The organism is Janthinobacterium sp. BCJ23, from assembly GCF_059617945.1.
Window position 1 is genome coordinate 207,441 of sequence record NZ_JCAQAW010000005.1, and the last position, 16,456, is coordinate 223,896.

Consider the following 16,456-nt stretch of genomic DNA (forward strand, 5'->3'; position numbering starts at 1 on the left):
ATCCATGTCAATTGCGGGCATGCGACAGCTGGAAGCCGGCGATGCCTTCGAAGGCGGCCAGTTCAGCCGACATGGCTGACAGGCTGGCGCCCGTGTTCTTGCCATGCGCGATGGCGACAAAGCGCCATTCCTGCATGCCTTCGTTGCTGCCGATGGTCAGCGAGCCGCCGGCAATGTCGTAGCCGCGCTTGGCGGCCATGCGCCGCAGCGCATCTTCACGGGGAATGAATCCTTGCTTGAAGCGCATGGTGATGGCCACGGCGTGGCGCGACGGCAGCCAGTTCTCCAATTTTGACAGAAAAATCATCGCCATCGCGCACAAAAAGGCCAGGCCCATGGCCGACAGATAAAAGCCGATGCCGACCATGATGCCGATCACGGACGAAGCCCAGATCGAGGCGGCCGTCGTCAGGCCGCTGATATTGAACCCCTCGCGCATGATGACGCCAGCGCCAAGAAAACCCACGCCCGTGACGATGCCCTGGATCACACGCGTGGGATCGCTGCCGACGATGGCGCCATGGCCGCCGTACCAGAACTCGGGATAGCCGCCCAGCACCGTCAGCGCGGCCGAGGCCATGCAGACAAGGCTGTAGGTGCGCATGCCCGCCGCGCGCCCGTGATACGAACGCTCGTAACCCACCAGCAAGCCCAGCAGCAGCGCACCCAGCAGGTTCAGCAGGATCACGCCATTCGTCGCCAGCTCGGCCGGCGACCAGTAGGCGCGCAGGAAGTCGATGGTCGGCATTTAGGGCTTTTTCGTCAGCTGCTTTTCAAACGCCACATCGAGCTTGCTGACGCGGCGCGCCTTTTGCGGTCCCAGGCCATTGACGAAGGCGACAAAGGCATCGAGTTCCAGCGGCGGGCACAAAGGCGGCAAGCCGGGGCCTTCGGTGAGGAAAAACAGTTCATCGCCCGTGCGCGCCATCGTGTAGAGGCGGTTGCCGGTGCGTTCCTTGAGCCGTTCGATGGCGGAGGTGGCGCGGGTCGAGCGCATCAGATGGCTCCCGTGCGCTGTTCCAGCCACGCCAGCGCACCGCCGGCCAAGTGCGGCGCCAGGCGCGCACGCACGGTGGCGTGATAGTCGTTGAGCCAGGCCGCCTCGTCATCGCGCAACAGCGAGCGTTCCACGCAGCGCGTGTCGATCGGGCACAGGGTCAAGGTCTCAAAACGCAGGAATTCGCCGAACTGCGTCGTTTCCGCCGCGACGTTGAGGACCAGGTTCTCGATGCGGATGCCCCACTGGCCAGGGCGGTAGATGCCCGGTTCGATGGACGTGATCATGCCCGCTTCCATGGCCGTCTGCGGCTCCGGCATGGCGGACTGCGAAATCGATTGCGGTCCTTCATGCACGTTGAGAAAAAATCCCACGCCGTGGCCCGTGCCATGGCCAAAGTCGATGCCTTCGGCCCACAGCGGTGCGCGCGCAATCGAGTCAAGCATGGGCGACTTCACGCCGCGCGGGAACTGCGCGCGCGACAGGGCGATCATGCTGCGCAAGACCAGGGTGAAATCGCGCTTGTGCTCGGCCGTGATCGTACCGACGGGGACCACGCGCGTGATGTCCGTCGTGCCGCCCCAATACTGGCCGCCCGAGTCTATCAGCAGCAAGCCGTCGCCTTCGATGGTCGCTGCCGTATCCGCATGCGCGTGGTAATGCATGATGGCGCCATGCGCATTGAAGCCGGCGATGGTGCCGAAGCTGGGGCTGACAAAACCGGCGCGGCGGGCGCGGGCGGCCGTCAGGTGCTCGTCGACGCCGATTTCCGTCAACGGCGCGCGCTGCGGGTCGGCCAGGGTGGCGTCCAGCCAGCTGAAAAACTCGCACAGGGCGGCGCCGTCCTGCTCCATGGCGGCGCGCACGTGCGCCGCTTCGCCGTCCGTCTTGCGCGACTTGGCCAGGGTGGTCGGGTTGATGGCTTCCACCACCCGCACGCCCTCGGCCACGGCCTGGCGCGTGCCGAACGTGATGCGGCGCGGGTCCAGCAGCAAGGTGGCGCCGGCCGGCAAGGCGGCCAGTGCGGCCGCCGTGCGGTCATACGCGGCCACGTCCACGCCCTCGCTCTCCAGGGTGGCGCGCAGCGCGGCGGGCAGCTTGCCTTCGGCGACAAACAGGGTGGCGCGCTCCGGTCCCACCAGCGCATGCGCGAGGAAGACGGGGTTGTAACTGACGTCGGCGCCGCGCAGGTTGAACAGGTAGGCGATATCGTCGAGGGTGGAAATCACATGGTGGCTGGCGCCGTGGACGGTCATGCTGGCGCGCAGGGCCGCCAGTTTTTGCGTACGCGACAGCGACGGATAGGCGGCCGCATGCTCAACGACGGGCGCGGCGGGCATGGCCGGACGATCGGGCCAGACGGCTTGCAGCACGTCGGTGTCCGTGCGCAGGGTCACTTGCTCACCCAGCGCCTGCTGCAGCAATCGCGCATTGGCCAGGCCCAGCACGGCGCCGTCGACGGCCACCGTTTGCCCCGGCTGCATGGTCTCGCCCAGCCAGTCGATATACAGCACGCTGGCGCCGGACGGGATTTTCTTGAGGACGATGCCGCTGCCGGCCAGCTCGTCTTCCGCCTGCTCCCAGTAGCGGCCATCGGTCCACACGCCAGCGACATCCTGCGTCACGACCAGGGTGCCGACGGAACCCGTAAAGCCCGACAGCCACTCGCGGCCCTGCCAGCGGGCCGGCAGGTACTCGGACAAATGCGGATCGGCCGATGGCACGATCAGCGCATCGATATGCTGCGCGCGCATGGCGGCGCGCAGTTGCGACAAACGGGAGGCGGGAGTGGCTTGGTCAGGTGTCTGCATGGGGACGAAAAGAGCGGTGCTGGGAAGTGCCTATGATACCCCGATTAGGCCGGGTAAGGCACTGCGTGCCCGCAACGCCTTTTCCGCCGGTTTCAGGTTGCGTTCGAGTTTTTTACGGACGCCCGCATGGCGCACCTGCTCCAGCGCCGTGCGCAGGGCTGCCAGGCTTGCCTGGGTGGGGATGGTTTCCACGCCATGGCCGAGCGCCATGGCCAGCGACTGCGACGGCGCGCTTTTCGCCGTGCCCGGCGCCACGCACACCTGCGGCAGCAAGGTGGCGATGACGGGCGCGAACCATGCGTCATCGCGGTAGGAGGCCACCCGCGCGGCGCGCGCCAGCACGCCGGAATCGGCCGTGGCAAAGGCCGCATCAGCCACATACGGCAGCTGGCCGGCATGGATGGCGGCGATGTGCGCAGCCGCGTCTTTCAGGATGGCACGCGAAAAGTCGGCATACGCGGCGTCGCCGGCCAGCGCCATCGCGGGATCCATGTCGCCGATGTCGTCGCGGCTCCAGTGCCCGCCGTGCGGCGAACGGGCCAGCGCCAGCAAGGAGGCATCGCACAGTTGCGGCAGCAAGGCCAGTTCGCGCAAGGTCAGCGGCATCGGCAGCAAGGCGTGGCGTGCCTGCATGGCAGCATCCAGCCGCGCCAGCGCCTTGGCGCCAGCCAGACGCGCCTGCAGGAATGACTGGTAGTGCTGCTCCGTCAAGTGCCGTACGTCATCCATCGACACCTCATTCGCCATCATCGGCCTCGTAGCGGCGCAAGCCTTCCAGGTCCAGCACGCGGATGCCGCCGTAATCGAGTCGCAATAAACCCTTTTTTTCCAGCACCTGCAAGGCCTGGTTGGCGCGCTGGCGCGAAGAACCGGACAGCAGGCCGATTTCTTCCTGCGACAGTTGCACCAGGGTGTCCACGCTCGGGTACAGATGCGAATGGAACATCGACGCCAGGCAGCGCGCCACGCGCGTGTTCAGGTCGAGCAGGCGCTCGTTTTCCATCATGCCGATGAACTGGCCCAGGCGCTCGTTGAGCTGCATCAGCAGGAAGCGCGTGAATGGCAGGCTCGTTTCCAGCAGCCAGTGGAAGGTGCTGGCAGGCAGGCGCGCCACGCGCGTGTCGCGCACGGCGATGGTGTCGTATTTGCGCATCTCGCGCTTGAGCAGCGAACCTTCGCCAAACCAGCTGCCCGGTGACAAGCCCGTAAACGTCATGGCCTTGCCGGAAGCGGAAAAATTATTCATCTTGACCATGCCGCTGATGACGCCGATCCAGTTGTCCACCGGCTCGCCCTTGCGGCAGACAAAGCCTCCTTTCGGCACGAAAGTCTCGAACACATCGGCCTCGACCCGGGCCATTTGCACGGGGTCGAGCAGCTGCGCCCAGTGGGCCGCGCGCACGGCATCCTTGAGGCTGATATCAGGATTGATCATTGTGCGATGCACCATCGAAAAGTGGGTAAATGTCCCCGAAAAGACAACTTGGCAAACTAACGCAAGCTACTATCATTGCACAAACGCCTTACACATAAAAAACACAGAGCGCCATCCAACGAGGTGGGGCCTGAGACAAGCAACAGGGAGACACTGGTGCAAACGAATACCACAGCAGCAATGCCGACTTTTCCGCGGCGCTTATTGCAACACGGGACAGTACGATCCGACAAGCCCGCCTTTCGCGAAAAATACCTGGGCATCTGGCAAACCTGGACCTGGTCCGAGGTGAACGAGGAAGTGCGCGCGCTGGCCTGCGGCCTGGCCGCCATCGGCTTCCAGCGCGGCATGAACCTGGCCATCATCGGCGACAACCGTCCCCGCCTGTACTGGGCCATGCTGGCCGCGCAAAGCCTGGGCGGCGTGCCCGTGCCACTGTACCAGGACGCGCCGGCCGCCGACATGGCCTATGTGCTGCAGGATGCGGAAATCCGCTACGCCATCGTCGAAGACCAGGAACAGGTCGACAAGCTGCTCGAACTCAAGGCCCTGTATCCGCACGTCGCCCACATCGCCTATGACGATGAACGGGGCATGCGCCATTACCGCCAGCCGGAGCTGACGTCCTTTGCCGCCCTGCAGACGCTGGGCCGGGCCTATGACCGCGAACATCCGGGCTTTTTCGACGCCGCCGTGGCAGCGGGCCAAGGCAGCGACTCGGCCGTGATCCTGTACACCTCGGGTACCACGGGCAAGCCGAAAGGCGTGTGCCAGAGCCATACGGCGCTGCTGGCAGCCGGCGAAGGCGGCGTCGCCTTCGACAAGCTGACCGACAATGAAGACATCCTGTCCTACCTGCCCATGGCGTGGGTCGGCGACTGCCTGTTCTCGCTGGCGCAAGCCATGGTGGCCGGCTTCACCGTCAACTGCCCCGAATCGGGCGACACGGTGATGATCGACATGCGCGAAATCGGCCCCACCTGCTACTTTGCGCCGCCGCGCGTGTTCGAGAACATGCTCACCAGCGTGATGATACGCATGGAAGACGCGAGCAGCATCAAGCGCCACATGTTCAGCCATTTCATGGACGTGGCCAAGCGCTGCGGCGCGCAGATTTTGGACGGCAAGCCCGTGCCGCTGGCGGACCGTCTCAGCTACAAGCTGGGCGAACTGCTCGTCTACGGCCCCTTGAAAAACGTGCTGGGACTGTCGCGCGTGCGCGTCGCCTACACGGCCGGCGCCGCCATCGGCCCCGACCTGTTCCGCTTCTACCGCTCCATCGGCGTCAACCTCAAGCAGCTGTACGGCTCGACCGAAACCTGCGCCTATGTGTGTCTGCAGCCGGACGGCAACATCAAGTTCGACAGCGTCGGCCTGCCCGCACCGGGCGTGGAAGTCAAGCTGGCGGCCAATGGCGAAGTGCTGGTCAAGTCGCCCGCCACCATGAGCGGCTACTTCAAGCGTCCTGACGCCACGGCCGAAGTGATCGACGATCACGGCTACTTCCATACGGGCGACGCGGGCGTGTTCGACAGCGAAGGCCATTTGAAAATCATCGACCGCGCGGCCGACGTGGGCAAGATGAATTGCGGCGCCATGTTCGCGCCCAACTACATCGAAAACAAGCTCAAGTTCTTCCCCTTCATCAAGGAAGTGGTGGCCTTCGGCCATGCGCGCGACCAAGTGTGCGCCTTCATCAACATCGACATCGAAGCAGTGGGCAACTGGTCCGAGCGGCGCGGCATCGCCTACTCCGGCTATACGGATCTGGCGGCGCGCGACGAAACCTATGGCTTGATCCGCGACTGCATCGAGCAAGTCAACGCGGAACTGGCGGCCGACCCGCTGATGGACCGCACGCAGGTGCACCGCTTCCTCGTGCTGCACAAGGAACTCGACCCGGACGACGACGAGCTGACGCGCACGCGCAAGGTCCGCCGCAAATTCATCGCCGAAAAGTACGCGGTACTCATTTCTGCCCTGTATGAAGGCAAGACAACGCAATACATCGAGACCCAGGTGAAATTCGAGGATGGCCGCACCGGTTCGACCAGTGCCGACCTGCAGATCTGGGACAGCAAAACGTACCGGCCCCAGGGCCTGGCCGCATGATGGAGCACAGCACGATGCAAATGAACGAACCCGACGCCCATTTCGGCACGGCCCGCAAGGCGGGCCCCGTGATCCTCGACCTGAAGAACATCTCGCTGTCGTTCGGCGGCGTGAAAGCGCTGACCGACATCTCGTTCGACGTCAAGCAGCATGAAATCCGCGCCATCATCGGCCCGAACGGCGCGGGCAAAAGCTCGATGCTGAACGTGATCAACGGCGTGTACCGCCCGCAGCAGGGCGAAATCATCTACCGGGGCGAGCACCGGCGCGGCATGGACTGCTATGCGGCCGCCAAGTCCGGCATCGCGCGCACCTTCCAGAACATCGCCCTGTTCAAGGGCATGACGGTGCTCGACAACATCATGACGGGGCGTAACCTCAAGATGAAGTCGAATTTCCTGCTGCAAGCCCTGTACTGGGGCCCGGCGCGGCGCGAGGAAATCGAGCACCGCAAGAAGGCAGAAGAGATCATCGACTTCCTGGAAATCCAGGCCATCCGCAAGACGCCCGTGGGGCGCCTGCCCTACGGCCTGCAAAAGCGCGTGGAACTGGGCCGCGCGCTGGTGGCCGAACCGGAAATTTTGCTGCTGGACGAACCGATGGCCGGCATGAACGTGGAAGAAAAGCAGGACATGTGCCGCTTCATCCTCGACGTCAACGACCAGCTGGGCACGACCATCGTGCTGATCGAACACGACATGGGCGTGGTGATGGATATCTCCGACCGCGTGGTGGTGCTCGATTACGGCAAGAAGATCGGCGACGGCACGCCCGACGAGGTGCGCAGCAACCAGGATGTCATCAACGCCTATCTCGGCGTGGCGCACTAGACGAGGAATAGCAATGAATATCAATTTTTTCTTTGAAGTGCTGATCGGCGGCCTGCTGTCGGGCGTCATGTACGCGCTGGTGGCGATCGGCTTCGTCCTGATCTACAAGGCGTCGGGCGTATTCAATTTTGCGCAGGGCGCGATGGTGTTTTTCGCCGCCCTCACCTGCGTCGGCATCATGGACAAGTTCGGCCTGTCGCTGTGGCTGGCCATCCCGCTGACGATGGTGACCATGATCGTGCTGGGCATGGCGATTGAAAAAGTCGTGCTGCGACCCCTCGTCAACCAGCCCGAAATCACGCTGTTCATGGCCACCATCGGCCTGACCTTCTTCATCGAAGGCCTGGCGCAGCTGATGTGGGGCTCGCAGGTGCACAAGCTGGACCTGCCCATCGAAGACGTGCCGATGCCCTTCCTGATGGACCATTTCAACATCATCATCTCGCAGTTCGACGTGGTGGCGGCCGGCATCTGCGCGCTGCTGGTGATCTGTCTGGCCTTGCTGTTCTCGAAAACCAAGGTGGGCCGCGCCCTGCGCGCCGTCGCCGACGACCACCAGGCGGCGCTGGCCGTGGGCATTCCGCTGCAGCGCATCTGGGCCGTCGTGTGGGGCGTGGCGGGCCTGGTGGCCATGGTGGCCGGCTTGCTGTGGGGTGCGCGCAACGGGGTGCAGTTCGCTCTCACCTTCATCGCCCTGAAAGCGCTGCCGGTACTGATCCTCGGCGGCTTTACGTCGGTGCCGGGCGCCATCGTCGGTGGCCTGATCATCGGCGCGTCGGAAAAGCTGGCCGAAGTCTACCTCGGTCCCATGGTGGGCGGCGGCATCGAAGGCTGGTTCCCGTATGTGCTGGCCCTGCTGTTCCTGCTGGTGCGCCCGGAAGGCCTGTTCGGCGAGAAGATCATCCGACGAATATAACGCCACCGTCACAGCACCGTAGGTCGGGTTAGCGCATGGCGCGTAACCCGACAACAGCCAAAACAGCGAGCAAAGGACCATCCCATGATTTACCGTGAAGCAGGACAATTCAAGACCAGCTACCAGGCTGACAACCAGATTTTCCCGATCAGGCAAGACCGCCTGGCGCTGACGGCCACGCTGCTCGTCGCCGTCTTCCTCCTGCCGTATTTCGCCTCGCCCTACATGCTGTCGGCGATCCTGATCCCCTTCCTGATCTTTGCCCTGGCGGCGCTGGGCCTGAACATCCTGACCGGTTACGCGGGCCAGCTGTCGCTGGGCACGGCCGCCTTCATGGCCGTGGGCGCCTTTGCCTCGTATAACTTCATGGCCCGCCTGCCTGGCTTGCCGCTGCTCGTGTCCTTCATCCTCGGCGGTCTGTGCGCAGCCATGGTGGGCATCGCCTTCGGCCTGCCGTCCTTGCGCATTCGCGGCTTTTACCTGGCCGCCTCCACCCTGGCGACGCAGTTCTTTGTCGTCTGGTGCCTGACCAAGATTCCGTATCTGACCAACTACAGCTCCTCGGGCGTGATCACGGTGCAGAAGATGACCATCCTCGGCTACCAGTTCGACACGCCGCAAAGCAAATACCTACTGGTACTGGCGATTGTCGCCGGCATGGCGCTGCTGGCCAAGAACATGATCCGCTCGAACGTGGGCCGCTCGTGGATGGCCGTGCGGGACATGGACATGGCGGCCGAAGTGATCGGTTTCAGACTGATGCGCACCAAGCTGCTGGCGTTTGCCGTCAGCTCCTTCTACTGCGGCGTGGCCGGCGCCCTGTATGCGTATGCCTACCTGGGCACGGTGGAGCCGGAAGCGTACAACCTGGACCTGTCCTTCCGCATCCTGTTCATGATCATCATCGGTGGCGTCGGTTCGATTCTCGGTTCCTTCCTCGGCGCGGCCTTCATCGTGCTGCTGCCCGTCTTCCTGAACACCATCGCGCATGGCCTGGCATTGCCGACCAGCGTGGCTTCGAACCTGGAACTGATGGTGTTCGGCGCGCTGATCATTTTCTTCCTGATCGTCGAGCCGCACGGCCTGGCCAGGCTGTGGCAGATCGCGAAGGAAAAGCTGAGACTCTGGCCCTTCCCCCATTAAGTTTTTGCAGTCGATGTCGGTTCACTTGAATACCAAATAAAACAAGAGGAGACACACAATGAAACACATCAAATCGCTCATGCTGGCCGCCGCCATCGCCAGTGCCGCACTCACCATGGCCGGCAGCGCGCAAGCGCAGGACAAGGAACAGTACATCGCCCTGCCGTCCTATCGCGTGGGTCCTTACGCGGCCGGCGGCTCCGGTTTCTACGGCGGCATCATCGATTACTTCAACCTGGTCAACCAGGCCGGCGGCGTCAATGGCGTGAAAATTAGCTGGGAAGAATGCGAAACCGAATACAACCCGTCGCGCGGCGTCGAATGCTATGAACGCCTGAAAACCAAGCAGGGCGGCGCCACCCTGGTCGAAACCCTGTCCACAGGCGTCGCCTACGGCATCCTCGACCGCGTGGCACAGGACAAGATTCCCATGACGATGATCGGCTACGGCCGCTCGGACGCCGCCAACGGCAAGGTCTTCCCGTATGTGTATCCGCTGATCTCCAGCTACTGGAGCCAGGCCGCCGCCATGATCAAGTACCTGGGCGACAAGGATGGCGGCATGGACAAGCTGAAAGGCAAGAAGATCGTCCACCTGTACCACGATTCTGCCTTCGGCAAGGAGCCGCTGCCCGTGCTCGAAGCGCTGTCGAAACAGTACGGCTTCGAGCTCGTGAAAATTCCCGTCGCGCCGCCAGGCAGCGAACAGCAATCGCAATGGCTGCAAATCCGCCAGGCCAAGCCGGACCACGTGATCCTGTGGGGCTGGGGCGTGATGAATTCCGTTGCCATCAAGACGGCGCAGCGCAACGGCTTCCCGCGCGACAAAATGCTGGGCGTCTGGTGGGCCGGCTCCGAGGAAGACACGATTCCATCGGGTGACGCGGCCAAGGGCTACACGGCGATGACCTTCAATACCCCGGGCAACTACCCCGTGCTCGACGACATCCGCAAGAAACTCTACGCGTCCGGCAAGGGCAACCTGTCCGACCAGTCGCGCATCGGCTCCGTCTACCACATGCGCGGCGTGACGGCCGGCATCCTGTGGGTGGAAGCGATCCGCGTGGCGCAGGAAAAATTCGGCAAGGGCAAACCAATCACGGGCGAGCAGATGCGCTGGGGCCTGGAAAACCTGAACGTCGACGATGCGCGCCAGAAGGCCGTCGGCGCACTGGGCATGTTCCCGACCGTGAAAACCAGCTGCGACGACCATGAGGGTTCGGGCGCCGTGAAAGTGCAGCAGTGGGATGGCAAGAAGTGGACCGCCATCACGCCGAAATGGATCGTCGGCGACAAGGCCCTGGTGCGCAAGCTGGTCGAGGAATCGTCGGGCAAGTACGCCGACGAGAAAAAGATCACGCCGGCGTGCATGAAGTAAGCGGCTTTCGGGGTGGTGTCGGATTACGGCCTGCGGCCTAATCCGACCTACGCCGCATCCACGTAGGTCGGATTAGCCGAAGGCGTAATCCGACAAGCACCACCACCTATGAAAACGAAGCAGCCATGAACCATACCGCCACTGAAACACCGCCGCCCTACCTGTCGGTGAACAACATCGAAGTCATCTACGACCACGTGATCCTGGTCCTGAAGGGCGTGTCGCTGCAAGTCCCGCAGGGCAAGATCGTGGCGCTGCTGGGCGCCAACGGCGCCGGCAAGTCGACCACCCTGAAAACCATCTCGACCCTGCTGCGCGGCGAACGGGGCGACGTCACCAAGGGCGAAGTCCAGTTCAAGGGCGAGCGCGTGGACCAATTGACGCCGAATGAACTGGTCAAGCGGGGCCTGTCGCAAGTGATGGAAGGGCGCCACTGTTTCGGCCACCTGACTATCGAGGAAAACCTCTTGACCGGCGCCTACACGCGCAGCCTGTCGCGCGGCGAACTGAAAGACGCGCTGGACAAGGTCTACCACTACTTCCCGCGCCTGAAAACGCGGCGCAGCAGCCAGGCCGGCTACACCTCGGGTGGCGAGCAGCAGATGTGCGCCATCGGCCGCGCGCTGATGGCCAAGCCGTCGATGATTTTATTGGACGAGCCCTCGATGGGCATCGCACCGCAGATCGTCGAAGAGATCTTCGGCATCGTCAAGGATTTGAACCACAAGGAAAACGTCTCTTTCCTGCTGGCCGAACAGAACACCAACGTGGCGCTGCGCTACGCCGACTTCGGCTACATCCTGGAAAACGGCAGAGTCGTGATGGAAGGGCAAGCGCAGGAACTGGCCAGCAACGAAGACGTCAAAGAGTTTTACCTGGGCGTGTCCAGCGCCGGGCGCAAGAGCTTCCGCGACATGAAGTTCTACCGCCGCCGCAAGCGCTGGCTGGCCTGATATCGGAGCTGCCGTCATGGACCTGGAACGGGCGAAGCAAGTGTGCCGCGGCTTTCCCGGCGCGACAGAAGACATCAAATGGAGCAACGTGCTGGCGTTTTCTGTCGGTGGCCGCCTGTTCGCGCTATGCGGCGCGGAAGCGCACAGCACGCGCGGCATGAGCTTCAAGGTCGATGCGGAGCGCTTCCTGGAATTGACGGACCGTCCCGGTTTTCGCCCGGCGCCCTATCTGGCGCGGGCCAAATGGGTGCTCATCGCCAGCCCCGACGCCCTCGACGACGACGAAATGGCCGCCCTGCTGCACCGCTCATACAGCCTGATTTTTGCGGGGCTGACGAAAAAAATGCAACGTGACATTGGAGAATCCGCAACATGACCGATACGCTCGACAGTCTGGAAGCACGCGCCCCCGAAGCGCGCGAACGCGAATTGATGGCCGGCCTGCCGCAGTTGATCGCGCGCGCGCAACAGGCGCCGGGCTGGGCCCGCATCCTCGATGGCGTCAACGCGGCCGACATCACCAGCCGCGCCGCGCTGGCGCAGCTGCCCGTCACGCGCAAGTCCGACCTCAAGCAATTGCAGCACGGCGCGCTACCGTTCGGCGGCTTGAACACGACGCCGAAGAACGCCCTGTCGCGCGTCTTCGTCTCGCCCGGCCCCATCTTCGACCCGGAAGGCCGCGGCCCCGACTGGTGGCGCTTCGCGCGGCCCATGTATGCGGCCGGCGTGCGCGCCGGCGGCTTGCTGCAAAACTGCTTTTCGTATCACTTCACGCCGGCCGCCTTCATGGTCGAAGGCGGCGCCGCGCGCATCGGCTGCACCGTCATCCCGGCCGGCATCGGCCAGACGGAAATGCAGGTGCAGGCGATGGTCGACCTGAAGCCGGATACGTATATCGGCACGCCGTCATTTTTAAAACTGATCATCGAAAAAGCGCGCGAAATGGGCGCCGACATCAGCAGCGTCACCAAGGCCGTGATGGGCGCCGAAGCCCTGCCTGAATCCCTGCGCAGCTGGTTTGCCGCGAACGGCGTGCCGCACGTGTTCCAGACCTATGCCTCGGCCGATATCGGCAGCATCGCCTATGAGACGGCCAGCAATGGCAAACTCAATCCGGGCATGGTCGTTGACGAAAACATACTGCTGGAAATCGTCCATCCGGGCAGCGGCATTCCCGTCGCGCCGGGTGAAGTGGGCGAAGTCGTCGTCACCGTCTTCAATGCCGACTACCCGCTGATCCGCTTTGCCACGGGCGATCTGTCGGCCGTGCTGGTCGATACGCCGGAGTCGCCGTGCGGACGCACGAATACGCGCATCAAAGGCTGGATGGGACGCGCCGATCAAACCACCAAGGTGCGCGCCATGTTCGTGCATCCGTCGCAGGTGCATGAAATCGCGCGCCGCCACCCGCAGATCAAGAAGGCGCGGCTGGTGGTATCGGGACGCATGGCCAACGACGAGATGGCTTTGCATTGCGAAGTCGATAATCCCCATGACGCCAGCGGCACCGAGGCCATCATCGGCTCGATCCGCGAACTGACCAAGCTGCGCGGCGACGTGGTGCTGGTGGCCGTGGGCAGTCTGGCGCAGGATGGGAAAATAATCGACGACGTGCGCGATTACAGCTAGGCGTAGCGCACGGATGGCGTTTGCGGGATAATACCCGCATTCATCATCAGCCCCATTCATCGCCATGCAAGAGTCCATGCAAGAATTTCATCACAATCGTGCCCGTGACCTGATCAAGAACGCGGAACTGCTGTTCGACCAAGACGCCGTGCAGGCGTCGATCACGCGCATGGCCGATGTGCTCAACACGCGCTTCAACGCCGAGGACTCGAAAGAGTTCCCGCTGGTGCTGGGCGTGATGGGCGGCGCCGTCGTGTTTACGGGCAGCCTGCTGCCGCAACTGAGCTTTCCGCTCGAATTCGATTACATCCACGTGAGCCGCTACGGCGACGACGACAAGGGTGGCGAAGTGGTATGGAAAGTCATCCCCCGCTCGAACGTGGCGGGCCGCACCGTCATCGTGCTCGACGATATTCTCGACGAAGGCGAAACCCTGGCGCACGTCAAGCAGCGCTTGCTGGACATGGGTGCTTCGGAAGTCATCCTGGCCGTGTTCGCCGACAAGGCCATCGGCAAGAAGAAGCCCGTACAAGCCGACATCGTCGGCCTGGTCATCCCGAACCGCTTCGTCGTCGGCTTCGGCATGGATGCGTATGGCTACTGGCGCAACCTGCCGGGGCTGTGGGCCATCAAGCCTGAGGATTTGAAGCAGGAGTGATGGAGGTGTTGTCGGATTACGCGCTGCGCGCTAATCCGACCTACCACTGCCCGGTGGCGTAATCCGACACCGCCATCATAGGTCGTAGGTCGGATTAGCGGCGGCACGCCGCGTAATCCGACACCACCACCATCGCAACAACGATTACAGCTTCAACCGCGCGCGCGCCGCATCGTATTCGGCTTTCAGGCGCGCCACCATCTCTTCCACGCTCGGCACGTCATCCATCAAGCCCACGCCCTGGCCCGCGCCCCAGATGTCGCGCCAGGCCTTGGCGCTGCCCGAGCCGAAATTCATCGCGCTCTTGTCCGCTTCAGGCAAGGCTTCCGGATCGAGTCCGGCCGCTTCGATCGATTTTTTCAGGTAATTGCCGTGCACGCCAGTAAACAGGTTCGTGTAGACGATGTCCGCCGCGCTGGAATCGACGATGGCGTCGCGGTAGCCGTCGCTGACGTTCGATTCCTTGGTTGCCAGCCAGCGCGAGCCGATGTAGGCGAAGTCGGCGCCCATCGCTTGCGCGGCCAGTACGGCGTCGCCCGTGGCGATGGAGCCGGACAGGGCCAGCGGACCGTCGAAGAATTTGCGCACTTCGCCCACCAGCGCGAATGGCGACAGGGTGCCTGCGTGGCCGCCGGCGCCACTGGCCACCAGGATCAAGCCATCGACACCGGCTTCCAGCGCCTTTTTCGCGTGACGGATCGAGATCACGTCATGCAGCACGATGCCGCCATAGCTGTGGATGGCGTCGAGCATTTCCTTGGGCGGCGCGCGCAGCGAGGAAATGATGATGGGGATCTGGTGTTTGACGCACACTTCCACGTCATGCGCGAGGCGGTCGTTCGACTGGTGCACGATCTGGTTGACGGCGATCGGCCCGACTTTCTTGTCCGGATTGGCGGCCTGGAAGGCGGCCAATTCGGCCTGCAGCTCCGTGAGCCAGGTGTCGAGCAATTCAGCGGGACGCGCGTTCAGGGCCGGGAAAGAACCGACGATGCCGGCCTTGCACTGCGCCGCCACGAGGGCCGGGCCGCTGGCGATGAACATCGGCGAAGCGATAACGGGTAAGGAGAGGTTTTGCAACGCAACAGGCAATGCCATGGCGGACTCGCTGGAAAGTTGATCGGGATGAGAAACACACTGAGCTTGATTATAGTTCAGAAAAAGTACGATCGTGCTGAATTTATCACGCCTACACCTCAACCCTCGTTAAGCAAGTACTCACCCTCGACGCGCGCCGCCGTGGCCCGCATCAATTGGGAAACAGCCCACTCGGCCAGCGCGGCCGCCTCCTGGCGCAGGAAGCGCCGGTTGGCCTCTTCGAAGACGGGCATGCCGCGCAGCAGGGCCGGTATCTCGGAGAGGGCGATGCGCTGGCGTTCCAGCAGCAGGAATTTGAGCAGCACTTTCACGGCGTTCTGCGCATTGCGCACGGGATCGGACGACAGGTAATCGAGGCGCGAATACGCGCGCTGCAAGGCGCCGTCCGTATCCTGGAACGGCCGCCCGTGGCCGGGGATCACCACGCGCACGTCCAGGCCGGCGATCAGGTCCAGGGTGGCGCGCGCTTCCAGAAAGCCGGAGCCGCCATCGAGTTCGGGGAAGATCACGCCAAAGCCGTTTTCCCACAGCGCGTCGGCGGAGATCAGGATGCCCTCGTCGGCGCAGTAAAAAATCAGCGAGTGCGGATCATGGCCCGGCGCACCCAGCGCTTGCCAGCGCATGCCGGCCAAGGTCAACGTGTCGCCGGGCGAGACGGTGGCGTCAAAGCCGAAGCGCGGACATTGCTGGCCCGTTGCCTGGAAACTCAGGGCATCGACATCCCAGGCGCGCACCTTGTCCGCTTCCGACACGGGAATGGCCGTATGGCAGCCGTATTCCTCTTGCAGCAGCGCGTTGCCGCCGCAATGGTCGGAGTGCAGGTGGGTGTTGAACAGGCGGTCCAGCGGACGGCCGGCAAGGCTATGGCGCAGCAGGGCCAGGGTTTGCGGCGCATGCGTGACATAGCCGCTGTCGATCAGGGCCGTGTCGTCCCGGCCCAGGAACAGGATGTTGTTCGACGAGAGCCAGCCGCGCTCGAACACCTGCATGGCATCGGGGAACAGCGCTGGCGATCGCGGCATGGCTTCCTCAGTAGTCGGGCTCGAAATCGAGCAAGGATTCGCGTCCTGGCAATTCGGCCCACACGGCGCGCTTGAAGTCGTCGTCGGCCTTGCTCCAGGCGATGATCTCGTCGAGCGTGCGCAAACAGCCTTCGCACAAGCCGCTGTTGCGGTTCATCTTGCACAGGCTGACGCAGGGCGACGGTACCGGCGACGGCAAGGGAAGCGGAACGGCTGGCGGAGGTGGGTTGGCGACCATCATGGAGCGGCATCGGTAAACGTGAAGGCTTTCATTATGCCGCGAAACGGCGCCGACGAGTCGGCGGCGTCGGCATGCAATATTTCTGTGGATATATTTTCCAGAGTAAAAATGATCAAAAACGCATCTTCGGGAAATTTATTTTGCGCTGCATTCTCACTCTGCGGGTGCCCGTCCTACAACACGATCAGGCCAGATCCTGCTTGACTTGAGATATTACACAACTATACTACCAT

Annotated in this window: 17 protein-coding genes; 9 read left to right on the forward strand and 8 right to left on the reverse strand. The window is 63.2% G+C overall.

Going from position 1 to position 16,456, the window contains the following annotated elements; all coding sequences use genetic code 11:
- Positions 1-7 precede the first annotated feature (7 nt).
- Genes AC54AG_RS17870 through AC54AG_RS17890 form a run of 5 tightly spaced genes read right to left on the reverse strand, consistent with a single transcriptional unit; the run spans position 8 to position 4,243 of the window.
- Positions 8-748, reverse strand: coding sequence for an MgtC/SapB family protein (locus tag AC54AG_RS17870; RefSeq protein WP_034752834.1), 741 nt, complete (start codon positions 746-748; stop codon positions 8-10).
- Positions 749-997, reverse strand: coding sequence for a hypothetical protein (locus tag AC54AG_RS17875; protein WP_034752831.1), 249 nt, complete (start codon positions 995-997; stop codon positions 749-751). It lies immediately after the preceding gene.
- A complete protein-coding gene (locus AC54AG_RS17880) occupies positions 997-2,808 on the reverse strand; it encodes an aminopeptidase P family protein (RefSeq protein ID WP_496631134.1) in 1,812 nt (603 codons plus the stop codon). Before AC54AG_RS17880 ends, AC54AG_RS17875 begins: the two co-directional genes overlap by 1 nt.
- Positions 2,809-2,838: 30 nt before the next feature.
- Complete coding sequence (locus tag AC54AG_RS17885) at positions 2,839-3,558, reverse strand: hypothetical protein (RefSeq protein ID WP_338680342.1); 720 nt, start codon at positions 3,556-3,558, stop codon at positions 2,839-2,841.
- Entirely contained in the window at positions 3,545-4,243 is a 699-nt protein-coding gene (locus tag AC54AG_RS17890; protein WP_338680340.1) for a Crp/Fnr family transcriptional regulator, read from the reverse strand. Before AC54AG_RS17890 ends, AC54AG_RS17885 begins: the two co-directional genes overlap by 14 nt.
- 180 nt (positions 4,244-4,423) lie before the next feature.
- Between AC54AG_RS17890 and AC54AG_RS17895 the strand changes: the two genes are divergently transcribed.
- The 9 genes from AC54AG_RS17895 (at position 4,424) to AC54AG_RS17935 (ending at position 13,862) form a co-directional block, all read left to right on the forward strand.
- Positions 4,424-6,355: an AMP-binding protein gene (locus AC54AG_RS17895; RefSeq protein ID WP_072455960.1), complete on the forward strand. Its 1,932-nt coding sequence runs from the start codon at positions 4,424-4,426 to the stop codon at positions 6,353-6,355.
- Between the two features lie 14 nt (positions 6,356-6,369).
- Positions 6,370-7,185, forward strand: coding sequence for an ABC transporter ATP-binding protein (locus AC54AG_RS17900; RefSeq protein ID WP_034753577.1), 816 nt, complete (start codon positions 6,370-6,372; stop codon positions 7,183-7,185).
- Positions 7,186-7,204: 19 nt separating this feature from the next.
- Positions 7,205-8,101: a branched-chain amino acid ABC transporter permease gene (locus AC54AG_RS17905; RefSeq protein ID WP_175444594.1), complete on the forward strand. Its 897-nt coding sequence runs from the start codon at positions 7,205-7,207 to the stop codon at positions 8,099-8,101.
- 84 nt (positions 8,102-8,185) lie between these two features.
- A complete protein-coding gene (locus AC54AG_RS17910) occupies positions 8,186-9,244 on the forward strand; it encodes a branched-chain amino acid ABC transporter permease (RefSeq protein ID WP_034752817.1) in 1,059 nt (352 codons plus the stop codon).
- 58 nt (positions 9,245-9,302) lie between these two features.
- Positions 9,303-10,622: an ABC transporter substrate-binding protein gene (locus AC54AG_RS17915; RefSeq protein ID WP_496631136.1), complete on the forward strand. Its 1,320-nt coding sequence runs from the start codon at positions 9,303-9,305 to the stop codon at positions 10,620-10,622.
- A 125-nt stretch (positions 10,623-10,747) separates the two neighbouring features.
- Positions 10,748-11,575, forward strand: a complete 828-nt coding sequence (locus AC54AG_RS17920; protein ID WP_046681884.1) for an ABC transporter ATP-binding protein — start codon at positions 10,748-10,750, stop codon at positions 11,573-11,575.
- Between the two features lie 16 nt (positions 11,576-11,591).
- A complete protein-coding gene (locus AC54AG_RS17925; RefSeq protein WP_496631137.1) occupies positions 11,592-11,951 on the forward strand; it encodes an MmcQ/YjbR family DNA-binding protein in 360 nt (119 codons plus the stop codon).
- On the forward strand, positions 11,948-13,204 hold the full coding sequence (locus tag AC54AG_RS17930) for a phenylacetate--CoA ligase family protein (protein ID WP_331778222.1): 1,257 nt from the start codon (positions 11,948-11,950) through the stop codon (positions 13,202-13,204). The genes AC54AG_RS17925 and AC54AG_RS17930 overlap by 4 nt, the downstream gene beginning before the upstream one ends.
- Before the next feature lie 76 nt (positions 13,205-13,280).
- Positions 13,281-13,862, forward strand: coding sequence for a hypoxanthine-guanine phosphoribosyltransferase (locus AC54AG_RS17935; protein ID WP_058049341.1), 582 nt, complete (start codon positions 13,281-13,283; stop codon positions 13,860-13,862).
- A 144-nt stretch (positions 13,863-14,006) separates the two neighbouring features.
- Here the strand turns inward: AC54AG_RS17935 and AC54AG_RS17940 are convergent, their stop codons facing one another.
- The 3 genes from AC54AG_RS17940 to AC54AG_RS17950 form a co-directional block, all read right to left on the reverse strand.
- The gene (locus AC54AG_RS17940; RefSeq protein WP_034752807.1) at positions 14,007-14,960 is read right to left on the reverse strand and encodes an NAD(P)H-dependent flavin oxidoreductase; all 954 of its coding nucleotides are present in this window, start codon (positions 14,958-14,960) and stop codon (positions 14,007-14,009) included.
- Positions 14,961-15,058: 98 nt separating this feature from the next.
- Positions 15,059-15,982, reverse strand: coding sequence for an MBL fold metallo-hydrolase (locus AC54AG_RS17945; RefSeq protein ID WP_456129582.1), 924 nt, complete (start codon positions 15,980-15,982; stop codon positions 15,059-15,061).
- A gap of 7 nt (positions 15,983-15,989) precedes the next feature.
- A complete protein-coding gene (locus AC54AG_RS17950) occupies positions 15,990-16,223 on the reverse strand; it encodes a DUF1289 domain-containing protein (RefSeq protein WP_223278955.1) in 234 nt (77 codons plus the stop codon).
- Between the last annotated feature and the right edge of the window lie 233 nt (positions 16,224-16,456).

Excerpts from the sequence above, each read along its gene's own strand:
- AC54AG_RS17870 (WP_034752834.1), bottom strand. The coding sequence starts at position 748 with ATGCCGACCATCGACTTCCTGCGCGCCTACTGGTCGCCGGCCGAGCTG.
- AC54AG_RS17875 (WP_034752831.1), bottom strand. The coding sequence starts at position 997 with ATGCGCTCGACCCGCGCCACCTCCGCCATCGAACGGCTCAAGGAACGC.
- AC54AG_RS17880 (WP_496631134.1), bottom strand. The coding sequence starts at position 2,808 with ATGCAGACACCTGACCAAGCCACTCCCGCCTCCCGTTTGTCGCAACTG.
- AC54AG_RS17885 (WP_338680342.1), bottom strand. The coding sequence starts at position 3,558 with ATGATGGCGAATGAGGTGTCGATGGATGACGTACGGCACTTGACGGAG.
- AC54AG_RS17890 (WP_338680340.1), bottom strand. The coding sequence starts at position 4,243 with ATGATCAATCCTGATATCAGCCTCAAGGATGCCGTGCGCGCGGCCCAC.
- AC54AG_RS17895 (WP_072455960.1), top strand. The coding sequence starts at position 4,424 with ATGCCGACTTTTCCGCGGCGCTTATTGCAACACGGGACAGTACGATCC.
- AC54AG_RS17900 (WP_034753577.1), top strand. The coding sequence starts at position 6,370 with ATGCAAATGAACGAACCCGACGCCCATTTCGGCACGGCCCGCAAGGCG.
- AC54AG_RS17910 (WP_034752817.1), top strand. The coding sequence starts at position 8,186 with ATGATTTACCGTGAAGCAGGACAATTCAAGACCAGCTACCAGGCTGAC.
- AC54AG_RS17915 (WP_496631136.1), top strand. The coding sequence starts at position 9,303 with ATGAAACACATCAAATCGCTCATGCTGGCCGCCGCCATCGCCAGTGCC.
- AC54AG_RS17920 (WP_046681884.1), top strand. The coding sequence starts at position 10,748 with ATGAACCATACCGCCACTGAAACACCGCCGCCCTACCTGTCGGTGAAC.
- AC54AG_RS17925 (WP_496631137.1), top strand. The coding sequence starts at position 11,592 with ATGGACCTGGAACGGGCGAAGCAAGTGTGCCGCGGCTTTCCCGGCGCG.
- AC54AG_RS17930 (WP_331778222.1), top strand. The coding sequence starts at position 11,948 with ATGACCGATACGCTCGACAGTCTGGAAGCACGCGCCCCCGAAGCGCGC.
- AC54AG_RS17935 (WP_058049341.1), top strand. The coding sequence starts at position 13,281 with ATGCAAGAATTTCATCACAATCGTGCCCGTGACCTGATCAAGAACGCG.
- AC54AG_RS17940 (WP_034752807.1), bottom strand. The coding sequence starts at position 14,960 with ATGGCATTGCCTGTTGCGTTGCAAAACCTCTCCTTACCCGTTATCGCT.
- AC54AG_RS17945 (WP_456129582.1), bottom strand. The coding sequence starts at position 15,982 with ATGCCGCGATCGCCAGCGCTGTTCCCCGATGCCATGCAGGTGTTCGAG.
- AC54AG_RS17950 (WP_223278955.1), bottom strand. The coding sequence starts at position 16,223 with ATGATGGTCGCCAACCCACCTCCGCCAGCCGTTCCGCTTCCCTTGCCG.